At 61.9% G+C, this 17,938-nt stretch carries 15 protein-coding genes and 1 pseudogene; 6 read left to right on the top strand and 10 right to left on the bottom strand.

The features are described 5' to 3' along the window. Positions 1-47 precede the first annotated feature (47 nt). From guaD to uraH, 10 genes are all read right to left on the bottom strand, one after another. A complete protein-coding gene (gene guaD / locus AC0L37_RS03575; RefSeq protein ID WP_282221989.1) occupies positions 48-1,349 on the bottom strand; it encodes a guanine deaminase in 1,302 nt (433 codons plus the stop codon). Continuing rightward, a complete protein-coding gene (locus AC0L37_RS03570) occupies positions 1,346-2,572 on the bottom strand; it encodes a urate hydroxylase PuuD (protein ID WP_212657072.1) in 1,227 nt (408 codons plus the stop codon). The genes guaD and AC0L37_RS03570 overlap by 4 nt, the downstream gene beginning before the upstream one ends. Positions 2,573-2,644: 72 nt before the next feature. Continuing rightward, positions 2,645-3,733: a BMP family ABC transporter substrate-binding protein gene (locus AC0L37_RS03565; protein ID WP_282221990.1), complete on the bottom strand. Its 1,089-nt coding sequence runs from the start codon at positions 3,731-3,733 to the stop codon at positions 2,645-2,647. 53 nt (positions 3,734-3,786) lie between these two features. After that, positions 3,787-4,716, bottom strand: coding sequence for an ABC transporter permease (locus tag AC0L37_RS03560; RefSeq protein ID WP_212657070.1), 930 nt, complete (start codon positions 4,714-4,716; stop codon positions 3,787-3,789). Then, entirely contained in the window at positions 4,713-5,792 is a 1,080-nt protein-coding gene (locus tag AC0L37_RS03555) for an ABC transporter permease (RefSeq protein ID WP_212657069.1), read from the bottom strand. The genes AC0L37_RS03560 and AC0L37_RS03555 overlap by 4 nt, the downstream gene beginning before the upstream one ends. Further along, complete coding sequence (locus AC0L37_RS03550) at positions 5,776-7,320, bottom strand: ABC transporter ATP-binding protein (RefSeq protein WP_282221991.1); 1,545 nt, start codon at positions 7,318-7,320, stop codon at positions 5,776-5,778. The genes AC0L37_RS03555 and AC0L37_RS03550 overlap by 17 nt, the downstream gene beginning before the upstream one ends. Further along, on the bottom strand, positions 7,310-8,170 hold the full coding sequence (xdhC, locus tag AC0L37_RS03545; RefSeq protein WP_282221992.1) for a xanthine dehydrogenase accessory protein XdhC: 861 nt from the start codon (positions 8,168-8,170) through the stop codon (positions 7,310-7,312). Before xdhC ends, AC0L37_RS03550 begins: the two co-directional genes overlap by 11 nt. A 147-nt stretch (positions 8,171-8,317) precedes the next feature. Continuing rightward, complete coding sequence (gene xdhB, locus AC0L37_RS03540) at positions 8,318-10,648, bottom strand: xanthine dehydrogenase molybdopterin binding subunit (protein ID WP_282221993.1); 2,331 nt, start codon at positions 10,646-10,648, stop codon at positions 8,318-8,320. Continuing rightward, positions 10,645-12,111 carry a xanthine dehydrogenase small subunit gene (gene xdhA / locus AC0L37_RS03535; RefSeq protein WP_282221994.1) on the bottom strand — a complete coding sequence of 489 codons (1,467 nt, stop codon included), beginning with the start codon at positions 12,109-12,111 and terminating at the stop codon, positions 10,645-10,647. The genes xdhB and xdhA overlap by 4 nt, the downstream gene beginning before the upstream one ends. 3 nt (positions 12,112-12,114) lie before the next feature. Then, positions 12,115-12,471 (bottom strand): hydroxyisourate hydrolase, encoded by a 357-nt coding sequence (gene uraH / locus AC0L37_RS03530; RefSeq protein ID WP_282221995.1) that lies wholly within the window; start codon positions 12,469-12,471, stop codon positions 12,115-12,117. Between the two features lie 155 nt (positions 12,472-12,626). Between uraH and puuE the strand changes: the two genes are divergently transcribed. From puuE to otsB, 6 genes and pseudogenes are all read left to right on the top strand, one after another. Continuing rightward, entirely contained in the window at positions 12,627-14,042 is a 1,416-nt protein-coding gene (gene puuE / locus AC0L37_RS03525) for an allantoinase PuuE (protein WP_282221996.1), read from the top strand. 45 nt (positions 14,043-14,087) lie between these two features. After that, positions 14,088-14,773 (top strand): annotated as a pseudogene (locus tag AC0L37_RS03520) (glutathione S-transferase family protein). Positions 14,774-14,857: 84 nt separating this feature from the next. Further along, entirely contained in the window at positions 14,858-15,679 is an 822-nt protein-coding gene (locus AC0L37_RS03515) for a bifunctional allantoicase/(S)-ureidoglycine aminohydrolase (protein ID WP_269371040.1), read from the top strand. Between the two features lie 3 nt (positions 15,680-15,682). Further along, positions 15,683-16,198: an ureidoglycolate lyase gene (locus tag AC0L37_RS03510; protein WP_212657061.1), complete on the top strand. Its 516-nt coding sequence runs from the start codon at positions 15,683-15,685 to the stop codon at positions 16,196-16,198. Continuing rightward, entirely contained in the window at positions 16,195-16,818 is a 624-nt protein-coding gene (locus AC0L37_RS03505) for a nucleoside deaminase (RefSeq protein ID WP_212657060.1), read from the top strand. The genes AC0L37_RS03510 and AC0L37_RS03505 overlap by 4 nt, the downstream gene beginning before the upstream one ends. A 333-nt stretch (positions 16,819-17,151) precedes the next feature. After that, positions 17,152-17,928 (top strand): trehalose-phosphatase, encoded by a 777-nt coding sequence (otsB, locus tag AC0L37_RS03500; RefSeq protein ID WP_269371042.1) that lies wholly within the window; start codon positions 17,152-17,154, stop codon positions 17,926-17,928. Positions 17,929-17,938: the final 10 nt, after the last annotated feature.

Genomic DNA, 17,938 nt, shown 5'->3' with positions numbered 1-17,938 from the left:
TTGTGTCCTTCCTGAATTGCCAGAGATTTAGGCCAAGGACGCGCCGCTCACAACCCACCTATAGTCGACTTCGCCTGTGCGCCAGCGACATAGACCTCCGCAATTGCCCGGTCATCCCCCAATGTCTGCAGCAGGAACAGCTCTTCAACCAATTGCGTTGCCGTCTGCATGCGCAGCGCCATGGCCGGCGTTGCAGCCGAATCAAGCACCACCAGATCGGCCGAGCAGCCCGGCGCGATGGTGCCGATCGTGCCTTCCAGCGACAGTGCCCGGGCATTGCCCAGTGTCATCATGTAAAACGAGTTGAATGGCGTCAGCCGCTGCCCGCGCAACTGCAGGATCTTGTAGCCCTCATCGAGCGTGCGCAGCATGGAAAAGCTGGTGCCGCCGCCGATATCGGTGGCCACGCCAATGCGCACACCGTGCTGGCTCAGCCGCTGGTGGTCAAACAGTCCCGAGCCCAGGAACAGGTTCGAGGTCGGACAGAACACGGCGACCGAACCGGTTTCGGCCAGCACCCCGGTTTCGCGATGATTGAGGTGGATGCAGTGACCCAGCAGCGTTTTGGAGCCAAGCAGGCCGTAATCCTGATAAATGCCGGTATAGTCCGGCGCATCCGGATAGAGCTGCATAGACAACGTGATCTCAGCGTCGTTTTCGCTCAGATGGGTCTGCACGTAGCACTCAGGATGCTCGGCAACCAAACTCTGCGCCGCCGCCATCTGCTCGGGCGTCGAGGTTATGGCAAAGCGCGGCGAGATGGCATAGAGGCCCCGACCCCGGCCATGCCAGCGTGCGATGAGGGTTTTGGTGTCGTCATAGCTGGACTGGGCGGTGTCACACAGCGCCTCGGGCGCATTGCGATCCATCATCACCTTGCCGCCAATCATCAGCATGTTGCGCTTTTCGGCTTCGGCGAAATAGGCGTCCACCGATGCTGGCGCGCTTGAGCAATAGGCCACCGCCGTCGTCGTGCCCTGCCGGATCAGCTCATCATAGAAGGCGCTGGCGACAGCACTCGCATGGCCCTGCTGGCTGAACTTCTGCTCTTCCACAAAGGTGTAGGTGTTCAGCCATTCCAGCAGCGAGCCGGCATAGGAGGCGATCATCTGGCTCTGCACGTAATGCAGATGGGTATCAATAAAGCCCGGCATGATCAGATGCGGGCGATGATCGATCACCACCGCATCGCCAACTGCAGCAGAGTCAAAATCCTCAACGGCCACGATCTTGCCATCGACAATGCTGATTGCCCCGTCTTCGAGATAGCGATAGCTGGCCGTATCATCGAGCCCCTGCGGCTCGCTGAGGAAACTCAGCACGCGGCCGCGCAGAATGGTCACGCTCATTGCCCGGAACCCTCGCGGAACCACGCCACCAGCAGCGCGCGTTCTTCAACCGTCATTTCGCTGACATTGCCCGGCGGCATGGCATGGGCGTAGCCCGCCTGCATGGCGATATCCTTGGCGTGATTGGCAATGGCGATGTCATTGTCCAGGATCACGTTCTTGGGCGCCTGCGACACGCCGGGCCAGGCCGGTTCAGCCGTATGGCACATAGCGCAGCGGGTCTGTACGGTCAGGCTGGCAGCCTCGAAATGGCTGGCACTGAGAAAGCTCTCGGCCGCCCGGGACGCCACCTCCTCTCCCGCCATGCCTGGCAGTTTGGGCCCGCTCGACAGCCAGGCGATGACCAGAAACAGCGCCACCGCCACCGCCCAGGTCCAGTGCGGATTGCCCTTGCGGGCATGGCGCGTGTTGAAATAGTGCCGGATGACCACGCCCACCAGAAAGATCAGCGACGCGATGATCCAGTTCCACTGCGTGGCAAAGGCCAGCGGATAGTGGCTGCTCAGCATGAAGAAGATCACCGGCAGCGTCAGGTAATTGTTATGCAGGCTGCGCTGCTTGGCGATCTTGCCATATTTGGCATCGGGCACCCGGCCCGCCTTGAGATCGCCTACCACGATGCGCTGATTGGGGATGATGATCATCACCACATTGGCCGTCATGATGGTGGCGGTGAACACCCCCATATGCAGCATGGCAGCGCGCCCGGTAAACAGCTGGGTATAGCCCCAGCTCATCGCCACCAGAATGGCGAACAACACCAGCATCAGCCCCGTGGTCGACTGACCAATCGGCGACTTGCACAGCCCGTCATACAGCGCCCAGCCCAGCCCGATCGACGCCAGTGACAGCCCGATGGCTTGCCAGGCGGGCACGTCCAGCACGGTCCGGTCGACGAGATAGAGGTCCGCACCGACATAATAGACCAGCACCAGCAGCATGAAGCCGGAGAACCAGGTCCAGTAGCTCTCCCATTTGAACCACGTCAGATGCTCGGGCAGGAAGTCCGGCGCCACCAGATATTTCTGGATGTGATAAAAGCCACCGCCATGCACCTGCCACTCCTCGCCATGCGCCAGTGGCGGCAGGCTCGGGGTTTTGCGCAGGCCCAGATCAAGCGCAATGAAGTAAAACGATGAGCCGATCCAGGCGATAGCCGTGATCACGTGCAGCCAGCGCACGGCAAACATCAGCCACTCGTAAAAAATCGCAAAATCGCCCATTCGATCACCTGTTCATTCGTGAAAAAGGGGCGGGCTCGAACCCGCCCCTCTCAATGCTCTTGCAAGCAGACCTTATGCGGGCGGGTTCACGCCTTCGACATACCAGTCCATGCTCAGCAGTTCGCCATCGGTCATGGTCACGCCAGCCGGCACGCGCTCGACACCGGTGTGATCATTGATCGGGCCGGTGAAGATGTTGAACGAACCATCGATCTGGCCGTTCTTGATGGCTTCGGCGGCGGCAACCACGTCAGCGGGGATCGACTCATTGTATGGCCCGATCTGCACTTCGCCTTCCTTCAGGCCAGGCCAACGGTCACCGGTTTCCCAGGTGCCGGCGATCACGGCTTCAGCAGCATCCTGATAATGCGGACCCCAATGGTCGATGATCGAGGTCAGCTGCGCCTTGGGCGCGAATGCGCTCATGTCGGCACCCTGGCCGAAACCGCCGACAATGCCGCGCTCTTCAGCGACCTGCAGGGCCGCTGGGCCGTCAGTGTGCTGGGCAATCACGTCAATGCCCTGATCGATCATGGCGCGGGCCGCATCGGCTTCCTTGGCCGGGTCGTTCCAGGTCGAGATGTAGATTGGGGTGATTTCGAAGTCTGGATTCACCTTGCGGGCGGCCAGCACGAACGAGTTGATGCCCAGAACAACTTCAGGGATCGGGAACGAACCGATATAGCCAGCCTTGCCGGTCTGCGACAGGTGACCGGCAATTGTGCCGCACACCGCACGGCCTTCATGGAAACGTGCATTATAGGTCGCGACATTGTCCGAACGCTGGTAGCCGGTGGCGTGCTCGAACTTCACGTCGGGGAACTGCTGGGCAACCTTGATGACGTAGTCGCCATAGCCGAAGCTGGTTGCAAAGATCAGCTTGTGACCCGACTGGGCCAGTTCGCGCAGTACGCGTTCGCAGTCAGGACCCTCAGGCACGTTTTCCACGATGGTTGGCTCGGCGACGGCATCGCCCAGCATTTCCTTCATGTACTTGGCGCCTTCGGCATGGCCGAAGTTCCAGCCATTGTCGTTGACCGTGCCGATCAGCACGAAGCCGACCTTGAGTGGCTCGGCCTGCGCAAAGGCGCGCGAACCCAACAGTGGCAGAGCGGCGGCAGCGCCACCGATCTTGAGAATATTGCGACGAGTGATTGTCATCTGTCTCTCCTGAAGAACTTTTCTTGGTTGATCGAGCGTCATGTCCGTGACCCTCAATTGCTGGGCAAGAACGGCTTGCCGAGGCAGGCCGGTGCATTGGTGGAAGCATCGCGCCGAATGGAGATCAACACCAGCACGACGATAGTTGCGAGATAGGGCAGTGCGGCCCATAGCTCGGATGGAATGGCGCTGAGCGGGCCCCCGCCAGCCTTGGCGTAGAGCTCCATGGTCATCACCAGACCGAACAGATAGGCGCCCGCCAGCAGCCGGAATGGCTTCCAGGACGCGAAAACCACCAGCGCCACTGCAATCCAGCCACGGCCCGCCGTCATCCGGTCAGCCCATTGCGGGGTCAGCAGCAGCGGGAAACAGGCCCCGGCAATGCCGGCCATGGCCCCGCCATAGGCAACCGCCAGATAGCGCACGCCGATCACCGAATAGCCGATGGAATGGGCAGAATGATCATTCTCGCCCACCGCGCGCAGGATCAGCCCGCTGCGGCTCTTTTTGAGGAACCACCACACGGCGACGACCATGACCAACGCGAAATACACCAGCGCCGAATAGCCAAACAGCACGCGCCACACCGGATGCGTCGCTATCTCGGTTGGAAATAGCGGTCCCAGCAGCGTGACCGGCTTGGCGCTGTAGCCCTGGCCCGCCAGCGCTGAAAAGCCGGTGCCAAAAATCGTCAGCGCCAGTCCCGTTGCCGTCTGATTGGCTGACAGGCTCAGCGTCAGCAATCCGAATATCAACGATGTTGCCACGCCCGCCGCGGCGGCCAGCAGAATGGCGAGGTAATGATTGCCGGTCAGGAACACCACGACAAACGCCGTGATCGCGCCCACCAGCATCATGCCTTCAACGCCCAGATTGAGCACACCGGCCTTTTCCACCACCAGCTCGCCAAGCGCGGCAATCAGGATGGGCGTCGACGCACCCACAACAGTGACGATGATGGCGATGATCAGCTCGTTGGTCATGCCTGCGCCTCCTTGGCCGGCGCCACCCGCTTGATGCGGTAGCGCACCAGAATGTCTCCTGCCAGCAGGAAGAACAGCATCATGGCCTGGAACACGCCCGTGGCCGAACTGGACAGGCCAATGGTGGTCTGCGCCACCTCGCCGCCAACAAAGGTGATCGCCATCACGATGCCGGCAAAGATCACCCCCAGCGGATTGAGCCGGCCCAGAAACGCCACGATGATCGCGGTGAAACCGTAATTGGTCGGAAAGCCCGGCACCATGCGCTGGAACGGACCCGCCACTTCAAGCATGCCGGCCATCCCAGCCAACCCACCACTGACCAGCAGCGCCAGCCAAATGGTCTTGTTCTCGGAAAAACCGCCATAGCGAGCCGCGTGTGGCGCCGCCCCGACCACGCGCATGCGATAGCCGAACACCGAGCGGGTCATGATGAACCAGGCCACCAGCGCCACCACAATGGCGATCGGCACGCCCAGATGCACGATGGTCTGGGGAATGATGAACGGCAGTCGGGCTGCTTCCGAAAAGATCCGGGTCTGCGGAAAGCCCATGCCCATGGGGTCCTTCCAGGGCGCGCGCACCAGATAATAGATCAGTTGCACCGAGGCATAAGTCAGCATCAGGCTGGTCAGGATTTCATTGACGCCCAGCCGCGTCTTGAGCAGTGCGGGGATCGCCGCATAGGCTGCGCCACCGGCAACACCGGCCACAAACATCAGCGGCAGGATCCACCAGCCGGTCATGCCATAGGTCGCCAGCGCCACCCATGTTGCGGCCAGCCCGCCCATCACATATTGCCCTTCGGCGCCAATGTTCCACACATTTGCCCGGTAGCAGATCGACAGCCCGACACCGATAATGATCAGCGGCGCGGCTTTGACCCCGAGGTCCTGCCATTTGTACGAATTGGTCAAGGGCGTGAAGAAGATTTCGCGCACCGCACCCAGCCCGTCAAAGCCGATCAGCGAGAAGATGATCGCGCCCACCACCATGGTGAGCAGCACCGCCGCCACGGGTGTGGCGTAAAGCATGAATTTGGAGGGTTCGGAGCGTTTCTCAAGCCGGAATAGCATTTTGCGCCTCCATAGCCCCGTGCACGCCACCCATCAGCAGGCCGATCTCTTCCACGCTCATCTCCGCATTCGGCTTGGCCGGCGACAGGCGCCCCATATTGATCACGGCCAGCGTATCGCAGAGAGCCCGCAGCTCGTCGAGATCCTGACTGATCACTACAATGGCCGAGCCAGCCGCCGCCAGATCAACCAGCGCCTGATGAATGGCGGCCGCCGCTCCTGCATCGACCCCCCATGTCGGCTGGCTGACCACCAGCACCGTGGGTTTTTGCAGGATCTCGCGACCCATTATGTATTTCTGCAGATTGCCGCCCGATAGCGAGCCCGCCATCGAGGCCGGGCCCAGCGCCTTGACGGCGAATTCGGCGATCACCTTGCCGGTATAGGTCTTGGCTGCACCCGAATTGATCAGCCCCAGCACCACCATGCCCAGCCGGTCGCGCGCCGTCAGTACCGTATTATCCGAGAGCGAAAAATCGCCCACCGCCGCATGACCATTGCGCTCTTCGGGCACCGCACACAGCCCGTATTTGCGGCGCCCCGTGGTATCGAGCAGACCCAGCGGAAATCCGTCAATGGTCACGCTCTGGCTGTCATCGCTGCGCACTTCGCCCGAAAGCGCATCAAGCAGGGCGTTCTGCCCATTGCCCGCCACACCGGCAATGCCGAAGATTTCCCCGGCCCGCACGGTAAAACTCACATCATCGACCGGCACATCAAAATGCCCTGTCTTGATCGTGGACAGCTTGGACACCACCAGCTTGGGCGCCCCCAGCTCGCGGTCGGCGACCCGAACGATATCCTTGAGCCCGGCACCGATCATTTTTTCGGCCATCGAGCGCGAAGTTTCCTGCTTGGGATCGCACGTATCAACCAGCTTGCCGCCGCGCAGAATGGTCGCTGTATCGCACAGCGCCTTGATCTCGTGCAGCTTGTGGGAAATGTACAGGATCGAGCAACCCTGTGCCGCCAGCTTGCGCAGCACATCGAACAATTGCTCGACTTCCTGCGGCGTCAGCACCGAAGTTGGCTCATCCATGATCAGCAGCTTGGGGTCGAGCAGCAGGGCGCGCACGATTTCGATGCGCTGACGCTCACCCACCGACAGCGTCGCCACCGTGCGATGCGGGTCGAGCAGCAGCCCGTATTTGCTCATCACCTCGCGAATGCGCGCTTCAAGCTCGCGGGCCGGAATCTTGGCATCCATGCCCAGCGCAATGTTCTCCAGCACCGTCAGCGCTTCAAACAGCGAAAAATGCTGAAACACCATGCCGATGCCCAGCTTGCGGGCCGCCTTTGGGCTGGACACGGTCACCGGCGCACCATCCCAGGCAATCTCACCGGCATCGGGCTGCATGATCCCGTAGATCATTTTGACGAGAGTGGATTTACCGGCGCCATTTTCGCCGAGCAGCGCATGGATTTCGCCGGGCTCAACGAAGAAGGTCACATTGTCATTCGCCAGAACGCCCGGAAAGCGCTTGGTGATACCGGTCAATTCCAGCCGATGCGGCATACTAGCGTCCATTCACCACCCCCAATGGCTCAGGGGCGTTCGCGCGCTCAGTTTCAGCTTCCCGTTGCCCAATGTGTACCATAATTTCCGCTGCCGCCAGTGCCGCGATAACTTCGGGACGCTTATCCCCAAGGCCCTGCTGGCCAATCGGCAGCACCAGCCGGTCCAGCGCCTTGGCATCGCCGCCCTCGCCCACATACCAGCTGGAAAACCGCGCCCGCTTGGTGCGCGATCCCACCATGCCGACATAGGGGCTGTCCGTGCGTGCCAGCGCTTCCTGCGCGATCAGGAAATCCAACGCATGATCGTGGGTCAAAATGACAAAACTGCTGCCCTGTGGCGCGCTGCGCACCACCGCTTCTGGCATCGCCACCGCCTTGGCATTGATATGGGCAGGCAGCAGTTCAAGCTCTTCGCGCCGCGTGTCGATCACCATCACCTGTACCGGCAGCAAGGCCAGCATCTGCGCCAGCGCCCGACCGACATGGCCCGCGCCAAACACATAGACATGCGGCAGCGCTGCGTCTTCTGCATCGACCTGCGCACTGAGTACCGCACGCTGCGCTGCATCGGCATGGCGCAGGCTGATCCCGACCCGACCGCCGCAACATTGACCAATTTCAGGACCCAGCGGCACGTCCATGGCTTCCTCGGCCCGACCCGACGCGATCAGCCGCCGCGCATGCTCGATCACCATATATTCGAGCGCGCCGCCCCCGATCGTGCCGAACAGCCCCGCCTGGCCCACCAGCATGAATGTCCCCTGTGCGCGCGGGCTTGAGCCGCGCACGGATGTCAGCTCGCAGACGATGGCGTGCGGATTAGTGGAAAAGAAGGTGGTGAGTTCGGTGGCGCGGGTCATGGGGCAGGCACCCCCTCCCAACCTCCCCCTGACAGGGGGAGGAGCCGATCTGTGGCCGTGATGAGATCATGGGTTAGTCGCGGAGCGGTCCCTCCCCCTGTCAGGGGGAGGCTAGAAGGGGTACGGCACGGAGCGCGCAAGACACCCTCACCCGCGCGCCTCCCGCTTGAGCCGCTCGCAACCCATCAGCACGCGTTCGGGCGTCACCGGCGTATCCAGTCGCGGCGCGATTGTGTAATCGGCCACGCTGGCCACCGCCATCGAGAGCGCTTCCACCACACTCATGGCCAGCATGAAGGGCGGCTCGCCCACGGCCTTGGAACGCCCGATGGTCGGCTCGGCATTGACCGACCATTCGGCCAGTTTGACGTTGAATACCGGCGGCACGTCGCTGGCCAGCGGGATCTTGTATGTCGACGGCGCCTTGGTGCGCAGCTGACCTTTATCGTCCCACACCAGCTCTTCACTGGTCAGCCAGCCCATGCCCTGAATGAAGCCACCTTCGATCTGGCCCATATCGATGGCCGGATTGAGCGAGTGACCCACGTCATGCAGGATATCCACACGGTCCACCGTGTATTCCCCTGTCAGCGTGTCGATCGTGACTTCGCTGACCGAAGCACCATAGGCGAAATAGTAGAACGGGTGACCGCGCCCGGTGGCCCGGTCCCAATGGATCTTGGGCACCTGATAGAACCCGGTTGCCGACAGTTGTACCCGGTTCATATAGGCCGAGGCCGCCAGTTCGGCGAAAGGCACGAACTTGTCCGCTGCCTGAATGCCACCGGGCACCCACTCCACTGCCGCTTCGCTGCACTGGTAGAGCTTGGCGGCATGGACCACCAGCCGCTGCTTGATCTGCCGCGCCGCGTCAAAGGCTGCCATGCCATTGAGGTCCGACCCCGATGACGCTGCGGTGGCGGAGGTGTTGGGCACCTTGCCCGTGCTGGTGCCCATGATCTTGACCACGCTCAGCCCGACGCCGAAGGCATCGGCCAGCACCTGCGCCACCTTGATATAGAGCCCCTGCCCCATTTCGGTGCCGCCATGGCTGAGATGGATAGAGCCATCCTTGTAGACATGTACCAGCGCGCCGGCCTGATTGTACCAGGTGGCCGTGAACGAGATGCCGAATTTGACCGGAGTCAGCGCGATGCCCTTTTTTAGGATCGGACTGCCGGCATTGTACTTGAGGATCGCCGCGCGCCGCGCCTGATAGTCCGAGCTTGCCTCGATCTCCTCGACCACCCGGTGGACGATATTGTCCTGCACCGTCTGGTGATAGGGCGTCACATTGTCGGTGTCGGTGCCGTAGAAATTGGCCTTGCGTATCTCCAGCGGATCGCGCCCCAGATCATAGGCAATATCTTCGATCCAGCGCTCGGCGGCCATCATGCCCTGCGGGCCACCGAAGCCACGAAACGCGGTGTTGGAAACCGTATTGGTATAGAGCGGCTCACTGCGTACCCGCACTGCCGGATACCAGTAGGCATTGTCAGCGTGGAACAGCGCCCGGTCCGTCACCGGCCCCGACAGGTCTGACGAGAATCCGGCGCGCGCGCCATAGACGGCTTCGACCGCATGGATCTTGCCACTGTCGTCATAGCCGACATCGTAATCGACCACGAAGTCGTGCCGCTTGCCGGTGGCCGTCATGTCGTCATCGCGGTCCGGCCGGATCTTGCAGGCACGGTTCCATTTCTTGGCCGCCATCGCAGCCACGCAGGCAAACAGATTGCTCTGAGTTTCCTTGCCGCCAAAGCCGCCGCCCATGCGTCGCACATTGACCGTCACTGCATGCAGGCGAATGCCCAGCACCTGCGCCACCATCACCTGCACTTCGGTAGGATGCTGGGTCGAGGAAAACACCGTGACGTCTTCATCTTCCCCCGGCACAGCCAGGGCAATATGGCCTTCGAGATAGAAATGGTCCTGCCCGCCGATCTCGATACTGCCCTTGACCCGACGCGGTGCGCCCGCCATCCCGGCAGCGACATCGCCGCGTTCCAGCTTGAGTGGCGGCGTCACCAGCGTGCCGCCAGATGCCTGCGCGTCACGCACATTGGTGGCAAACGGCAGATCCTTGTATTCTACCTTGGCCAGATGCGCCGCCCGCCGCGCCTGATCGCGTGTCTCGGCAATCACCGCAAATAGCGGCTGGCCCCAGAAATGCACGGTATCGACGGGTAACAGCGGTTCGTCATGGCTGTGGTTGGAGCTGACATCATTGTCGCCCGGAACATCGGCCGCTGTGAGCACGCCAAGAACGCCCGGCGCCGCCAGGGTCGCGGAAAAATCCATGCCGACGATCTGGGCATGCGGATTGGTCGAAAGCCCCAGATAGGCGTGCATGGTGCCCGCCGGCTCGACCATGTCATCGATATATTCGGCCGTGCCGGTAACGTGCTTGGGCCCGCTATCGTGCTTGATGTCGCTATGCACTGTACTCAGCGTGATGGGTGTCTCGTGCTTGTTCATGCCACCTCCCGCCGCAGACGCTGACCGTTTCCGGTCGTTTCCAGAAAGAACCGCTTGAGCAGGTTCTGCGCGGTCAGCAGACGATAATCAGCACTCGCCCGCATGTCCGAGATCGGCTGATAGTCCTCGGCGAAGGCCGAGACAGCCGCGTCAATCGTGTCCTGCGTCCAGGGCTTGCCCACCAGCGCCGCCTCGACTGCCTTGGCGCGCTTGGGTGTTGCCGCCATGCCGCCAAAGGCGATGCGTGCCATACCCACCGTGCCGCCGTCGCTGACAAATACCCGGAACGCACCGCACAGCGTCGAAATATCTTCCTCGCGCCGCTTGGAGATCTTGTAGGCGGCAAACTTCTCGCCCGCCGGCAGCAGCGGCACCGTCACGCTCTCGACGAATTCGCCGGGCTGCCGGTCCTGCTTGCCATAGGCGATGAAAAAGTCTTCCAGCTTGATCTCGCGGCGATGACTGCCCCGGCGCAGTGTCAGCTTGGCACCCAGCGCAATGAACGGCGGCGGCGTGTCACCAATGGGCGAGCCATTGGCGATATTGCCGCCAATCGTGCCCATATTGCGGATCTGCTCGCCCGCAACCCGGCTCCACATCTCGCCCAGATCAGGGAAATTCTCGGCCAGCACCGGCAGCGCTTCCGAATAGCTCACCCCGGCATAAAACCGCACTTCGCTGGCATTGTCGGCAACGGCCTTGAGTTCGGGCAGATGGCCAATGAAGATCACCGGGCCGATAGGCCGCATGAACTTGGTCACCCAAAGCCCCACATCGGTCGAGCCGGCAACAATCGTCGCTTCGGGATTGGCTGCGTAAACTTCGGCAAAATCGTCCAGCGTCGCGGGCACAATAATGCGCTGATCGCCCGCGCCCAGCTCGACCCGGCTGCCATCCAGAATGGCCTTGATTTGACCTTTGAGCGCAATGCGCTCGGCCAGCAGCGGATCGCCCTGCGGCAGACCATAGCTCGACATGGCCTTGCCCGCCCGCACGATGGGCGCATAGCCGGTGCAACGGCACAGATTGCCCTGCAACGCCTTTTCAATGGCGCCCTGGCTCGGATCAGGCGTGCGCATCCACAGTCCGTAAAGGCTCATCACAAAGCCCGGCGTGCAGAAGCCACACTGGCTGCCATGGTGATCCACCATGGCCTGCTGCACTGGATGCAGATTGCCGTTCTCGCCTCGCAAATGTTCAATCGTCACCACATGGGTGCCGTGCAGGCTGCCCATGAAACGGATGCATGAGGTCACCGAGTCATAGATGATCTCATCGCCCATCACCCGGCCAACCAGCACCGTGCAGGCCCCGCAATCGCCCTCGGCGCAACCTTCCTTGGAGCCACGCAGCCGCCGCTCCAGCCGCAGCCAGTCCAATAGCGTCGCATCGGGCTTGATATCGGTGAGGCTGATTTCCTCATCATTGAGGATGAAGCGAATGGCGCCCGAAACAGCGGTCATGCCCTAGCTCCCCCGATAGGTTGAATAGGCAAATGGGCTGACCAGCAGCGGCACGTGGTAGTGCCTGTCTTCGCTGATGGTGAAACGGATCGGCACCACGTTCAAAAACGGGTTCTCGACCCCGACATCCAGACGCTCGAAAAACTGCCCGACATGGAAGCGGATTTCGAACTCGCCCATCTGGAACTGCTCGCCTGCCAGCAAGGGCTGATCCACCCGGCCATCGGCATTGGTATAGCTATCGGCAATATGGTGCGTATGATCGCCATGAACATAGTGCAATTCGATCCGCATGCCGCGCGCCGGCGTGCCGTGCATCGTGTCCAATACGTGTGTGGTAAGGCGACCACTTCCCGCCATTCTGCTGCTCCGTTTGTCGTCCCCGCGCCGAGACTAGCGCATCGCCGCCGATCCGCAATGCTCATTTTTTACCATCTGGTCCATTTTTGTGCATCTTGATCGCTGCGGACAAGCCCATACTATCGCCAGATCAGTCAGACGAAAGCACCCTATCCATGCGTTACCCTCGCGACATGCACGGCCACGGCCCCACCCCGCCATATGCCAATTGGCCCGGCGGCGCCCATGTCGCGGTACAGTTTGTGCTCAACTATGAGGAGGGTGGCGAAAACAATATCCTGCACGGCGATGATGCCTCCGAAGCCTTCCTCGCCGACGTCATCGGCGCCGCCCCATGGCCGGGCCAGCGCCACGCCAATGTGGAATCGATGTACGAGTATGGCGCCCGCGCCGGCTTCTGGCGGCTGCATCGCCTGTTTACCGAGGCAGACCTGCCGCTCACCATCTATGGCGTCGCCACCGCCCTGATGCGCGCACCAGCCCAGTTGGCTGCCATGCAGGAGGCCGGCTGGGAAATCGCCAGCCATGGTCTGAAATGGGTGCAGCACAAGGATATGCCGCCCGACGAGGAACGCGCCCAGATCGCCGAAGCGATCCGCCTGCACACCGTCGCCACGGGCGCGCCGCCGCGCGGCTGGTACACCGGCCGCTCCAGCCTCAACACCATTGATCTGGTCTCCGAAACGGGCAGCTTTGCCTATATCTCGGACACCTATGATGATGACCTGCCCTATTGGCGCGTGCATCAGGACAAGCCGCAGTTGATCATCCCCTATACGCTGAGCGCCAACGACATGCGCTTTGTCACCGCGCCCGGTTTTGACAATGGCGAGGAATATTTCCAGTTCCTCAAGGACAGCTTTGACTGCCTCTATGCCGAGGGACAGGCCGGCAGCCCCAAGATGATGAGCCTGGGTCTGCATTGCCGTCTGGTGGGCCAGCCCGGCCGCTTCCAGGGCCTCAGGAAATTCGTTGATTACATCAAGACCTTCGACAAGGTCTGGGTCCCCACCCGCCTCGCCATTGCCGAGCACTGGGCGACCGAACACCCCTATATCGCACCTGAGGTGATCCCGTCCCAGCTCGACAAGGACGACTTCGTGCAGCGCTATGGCTCGATTTTCGAGCACTCGCCCTGGATTGCCGAGCGCGCCTGGGAAGGTGAACTCGCTCCCGCCAATGACACCGCCATCGGCCTGCATTTCGCCCTGCGCTGCCAGTTCCGTATGGCCAGCGAACAGGAGCGTCTGGCCGTTCTGAACGCCCACCCCGATCTGGCCGGCAAACTCGCCGCGGCCCAGCGGCTGACAGCCGAATCCACCGCCGAACAGGCTTCGGTGGGGCTCGATGCGCTCACCGATGGCGAACGCCAGCGCTTCACCATGCTCAACACCGCCTATGTCGACAAGTTCGGCTTCCCCTTCATCATCGCGGTGCGCGACAATACCAAGGAATCGATCCTGGCGGCCTTCGAAACCCGGCTCAAGAACAGCGCCGAAGCCGAATTCGCCACCGCCTGCGCGCAGGTCGAGCGCATTGCGCTCTTGCGCCTCAAGGCGATCCTGCCCTAGCCAGTTCAGGCGACCACACCAATCTTCAATTCCGGGGGCCCGGCCATGTACACGCTCATCATCGGCAACAAGAATTACTCATCCTGGTCGCTGCGCCCCTGGCTGGCACTGCGCGTGCTCGACATTCCCTTCACCGAGCAATTGCAGCCCTTTGTCGACCATGGCAGCCACGACAAGTTTCGCGCCTTCTCACCCACCGGCCGGGTTCCGCTGCTGGTCGATGGCGATACCCGCGTCTGGGACTCGCTGGCCATTGTTGAATACGTCGCCGAAGATCACCCCGGCTCTGGCCATCCGACAAGGCCGCGCGCGCCTTTGCCCGCGCCATCTGCGCCGAAATGCATTCCGGCTTCTCGGCCCTGCGTGACGTGTGCACCATGAATTGCGGCGTGCGCGTGCTTCTCAACACGGTCACCCCGGCCCTGCAGGCTGATCTCGATCGTATTGATGAAATCTGGAGCCAGGGCCTGTCCGAATTCGGTGGACCCTACCTCGCGGGTGAAAACTTCACCGCCGCCGACGCCTTCTACGCCCCCGTAGCGCTGCGTCTGCAAACTTACGGCCTCACCCTGAGCCAGCCTGCCAACGAGTACGCCGCGCGCCTGCTGGCGCTGCCCGCGCTGATCGAGTGGTACAATGCCGGCACGGCCGAAACCTGGCGCGAGCCCGGTCACGAGGCCGAGATTCACGCGGCGGGCACCGTCACCAGCGATGTGCGACAGACCGCCTAGCCACCGCGCGCCGGACCTGCCAGTTTCATCACCAATCCGACCAGCCTTGCTGGTACCCGTTTTCGAGATCAGGCCACAACGACAATGGACACTCCAAGCTACGCTTCACCCAGTGCCGGCCTGCCACCCCAGGCAGCGCTGCACACCGGCAGGGCCGTTTTCACCGAAGCCTATGCCCTGATCCCGCACGGGGTGATGCGCGACATCGTCACCAGCTTTCTGCCCCATTGGAGCGACACCCGCGCCTGGGTGATTGCCCGCCCCATGACCGGCTTTGCCGAAACTTTCTCGCAATACATTGTTGAAGTGCTGCCCGGTGGCGGCAGCGACCGCCCCGAGCCCAATCCCGAGGCCGAGGGCGTGCTGTTCGTCGTGGCGGGCGAGGCCAGCCTGACCATAGCTGGCACCACCCATACGCTGAGCCCTGGCGGCTATGCCTTCCTGCCGCCCGGCAGCGATTGGAGCCTGCTCAACAAGAGCCACGAGCCCGCCCGCTTTCATTGGGTGCGCAAGCGTTACGAAGCCGTCGAGGGCATCGTTAAGCCCACCGCCTTCGTCACCAACGAAAACGAGCAGCCCATCCGCTGGATGGCCGACACCAGGGAGCGCTGGGGCACCACCCGCTTTGTCGAACCCGACGATCTGCGCCACGACATGCACGTCAATATCGTCACCCTTGAGCCCGGCGCGGTCATTCCGTTCGAGGAAACCCATGTCATGGAGCACGGCCTCTATGTGCTTGAAGGCAAGGCCGTCTATCGCCTCAACCGCGATTGGGTGGAAGTCGAAGCCGGCGACTTCATGTGGCTGCGCGCCTTTTGTCCCCAGGCCTGCTATGCCGGGCCGGAGCGCTTCCGCTACCTGCTCTACAAGGACGTCAACCGGCATATGAAGCTGGGACTTTAGACCATGAGCACCATTCTGATCGAGCCGCTCACCGCCGAGAGTTTTGCCCCCTTTGGTCAGGTCATCGAACTTGATGGTGCCGAGCACTATCCCATCAATAACGGCATGACCGAGCGCTACCACGATCTGGCAGAAGTCGAGCTTGGTGGCGTCCGGCCCCGCCCGCTCATCTCGATCTTTCGCGGCAAGCCCTATGACCTGCCCCTGACACTGCGCATGGTCGAACGCCACCCGTTGGGCAGTCAGGCCTTCTATCCGCTGGGTGACAAACCGTTTCTGGTCATTGTCGCCGGCGATCTGTCGGGCACGCCCGATATGCCACGCGCTTTCATCACCCGGCCCGGCCAGGGCGTCAATATCGCCATGAACACCTGGCACGGCGTGCTCACGCCCCTCGAGCAGGCAGCCGATTTCCTGGTGGTTGATCGTGGTGGCGACGGCAATAATCTTCAGGAACACCATTTCGATGTCCCCCATCTGGTGCGCCATCCCCAAGCCAATGAACGGCCAAAGCCATGACCACCGCTGCCCTTGTCGACCGCCTGCTCGACGTCATCGAACGCGACATCGCCCCGCTCACACGGCAGGCTGTTACCCATGGCAACAAGCTGTTCGGCGCGGCCATCCTGCGCAAATCCGATCTTTCGGTGGTCATCGCCGAGACCAATAACGAGATCGAAAACCCGCTCTGGCATGGCGAAATGCACGCCATCAAGCGCTTCTTCGAACTGCCCGAGGACCAGCGCCCCGACGTCAAGGACTGCATCTTTCTGGCCACCCATGAGCCCTGCTCGCTCTGCCTGTCGGGCATTACCTGGTCGGGCTTCGACAATTTCTATTATCTGTTCAGCTACCAGGACACGCGCGACAGCTTCGCCATTCCCCACGACATCGCCATCCTCAAGGCGGTCTATGCCGTTCCCGAGCCGGAAACCGGCACCGTCTCGCCTGACCGTCCGCTCTACAACCGCGCCAATCACTATTGGACCAGCCACAGCATCGCCCAGCTGATCGCCGGGCTTGATCGCGATCATCGCGAAGCGCTGGTGGGACGGTTCGACGACATCAGCGCGCTCTATGGCGAACTGTCGGCGATCTATCAGAAGGACAAGGGTGCCAGCGGCATTCCGCTGGCCTGATCACTCAGGGCTGCGTGGACAGCTCAGGCATGAACTCGCTGCGCGGCGCATCGGCAAAGGATGCGGCGAACGTCAGCAGGCTCAGCGCCAGCGCAAACATCACGGTCAGACCGATCTGGGACATCTTGTTCAATCCGGTTACAGGCAGAATTGGCATTGCAGTCTGGCCTCATGGTACCGTCGGCTATTGAACGCGGTACCAATGCGTCATTCAGATCGCGTTCAGAACAGTCCATTGTGCATGACTGCCATGTGAGCCTGGCGCCGCCTTATCGCGAACCAAATGCTCACCTATGCGTTACCGTAGCGAATACGTCCCAATGAGGCCCATCAATGCCGCAGACAGACACCACCGACGCCACAACTGCCCCGCAGCTGGCCATATTCACCGATTTTGACGGCACGCTCGTCGAATTGGCGGAAACCCCAGATGGCATTGATGTGCCCGAATCCCTGGCTCATCAGATCGAGCAGACCGCCCGCGAGATGAACAGCGCTTTCGCCGTGCTCACCGGCCGCGAGATCGCCGATATCGACAAATTCCTCTCACCGCTGATTCTGCCGATCGCTGGTGCGCATGGCACCCAGCGCCGTCGGGCCGATGGCGTGGTTGAAGAGATTGACCCCGCGTCGCTTTCTGGCGCCGAGGCGATCGCCCGCGCCATCGAGCCACTGGTCCAGGCCCATCCAGATCTCATCATGGAAACCAAGGAAGGCGCGGTCGCGCTGCATTTCCGACAGGCGCCCGAGCTCGAAGATGTCGTCCGCCACGCCATGCAGGACGCCGTCGCCGACAATGAACACTTCACCCTGGTACCCGGCAAGATGGTGCTTGAAGCCCGCCCGCGCGGCGTCTCCAAGGGCGAGGCGCTGCGCGCCTTCATGCGCGAGGAACCCTTTATCGGCCGCACGCCCATCTTCATCGGCGACGACGTGACCGACGAGGATGGCTTCATCGCCGCTCAGGATCTGGGTGGCGTAGGCATCAAGCTGGGCGATGGGGACACCGCAGCCCGTATGCGCATTGCCGATGTGGTTTCGGTCCGCGCCCTGCTGCAGGGACTGGGCGACATCGCCGCACGCGACCGCGAGTTTTCACCCAAACACTAAACGACTGAAC

This window comes from Devosia sp. J2-20 (assembly GCF_055808475.1).
Note: the sequence above shows the minus strand (reverse complement) of the source record. Positions and strands in the feature narration are given on the sequence as shown.

What these genes read in the sequence shown, in the direction of transcription:
- AC0L37_RS03570 (WP_212657072.1), bottom strand. Translation starts at nt 2,572, where the DNA reads ATGGGCGATTTTGCGATTTTTTACGAGTGGCTGATGTTTGCCGTGCGC.
- xdhB (WP_282221993.1), bottom strand. Translation starts at nt 10,648, where the DNA reads ATGAACAAGCACGAGACACCCATCACGCTGAGTACAGTGCATAGCGAC.
- AC0L37_RS03510 (WP_212657061.1), top strand. Translation starts at nt 15,683, where the DNA reads ATGAGCACCATTCTGATCGAGCCGCTCACCGCCGAGAGTTTTGCCCCC.
- AC0L37_RS03515 (WP_269371040.1), top strand. Translation starts at nt 14,858, where the DNA reads ATGGACACTCCAAGCTACGCTTCACCCAGTGCCGGCCTGCCACCCCAG.
- puuE (WP_282221996.1), top strand. Translation starts at nt 12,627, where the DNA reads ATGCGTTACCCTCGCGACATGCACGGCCACGGCCCCACCCCGCCATAT.
- AC0L37_RS03555 (WP_212657069.1), bottom strand. Translation starts at nt 5,792, where the DNA reads ATGCTATTCCGGCTTGAGAAACGCTCCGAACCCTCCAAATTCATGCTT.
- otsB (WP_269371042.1), top strand. Translation starts at nt 17,152, where the DNA reads ATGCCGCAGACAGACACCACCGACGCCACAACTGCCCCGCAGCTGGCC.
- AC0L37_RS03550 (WP_282221991.1), bottom strand. Translation starts at nt 7,320, where the DNA reads ATGGACGCTAGTATGCCGCATCGGCTGGAATTGACCGGTATCACCAAG.
- xdhA (WP_282221994.1), bottom strand. Translation starts at nt 12,111, where the DNA reads ATGACCGCTGTTTCGGGCGCCATTCGCTTCATCCTCAATGATGAGGAA.
- uraH (WP_282221995.1), bottom strand. Translation starts at nt 12,471, where the DNA reads ATGGCGGGAAGTGGTCGCCTTACCACACACGTATTGGACACGATGCAC.
- AC0L37_RS03560 (WP_212657070.1), bottom strand. Translation starts at nt 4,716, where the DNA reads ATGACCAACGAGCTGATCATCGCCATCATCGTCACTGTTGTGGGTGCG.
- guaD (WP_282221989.1), bottom strand. Translation starts at nt 1,349, where the DNA reads ATGAGCGTGACCATTCTGCGCGGCCGCGTGCTGAGTTTCCTCAGCGAG.
- AC0L37_RS03505 (WP_212657060.1), top strand. Translation starts at nt 16,195, where the DNA reads ATGACCACCGCTGCCCTTGTCGACCGCCTGCTCGACGTCATCGAACGC.
- AC0L37_RS03565 (WP_282221990.1), bottom strand. Translation starts at nt 3,733, where the DNA reads ATGACAATCACTCGTCGCAATATTCTCAAGATCGGTGGCGCTGCCGCC.
- xdhC (WP_282221992.1), bottom strand. Translation starts at nt 8,170, where the DNA reads ATGACCCGCGCCACCGAACTCACCACCTTCTTTTCCACTAATCCGCAC.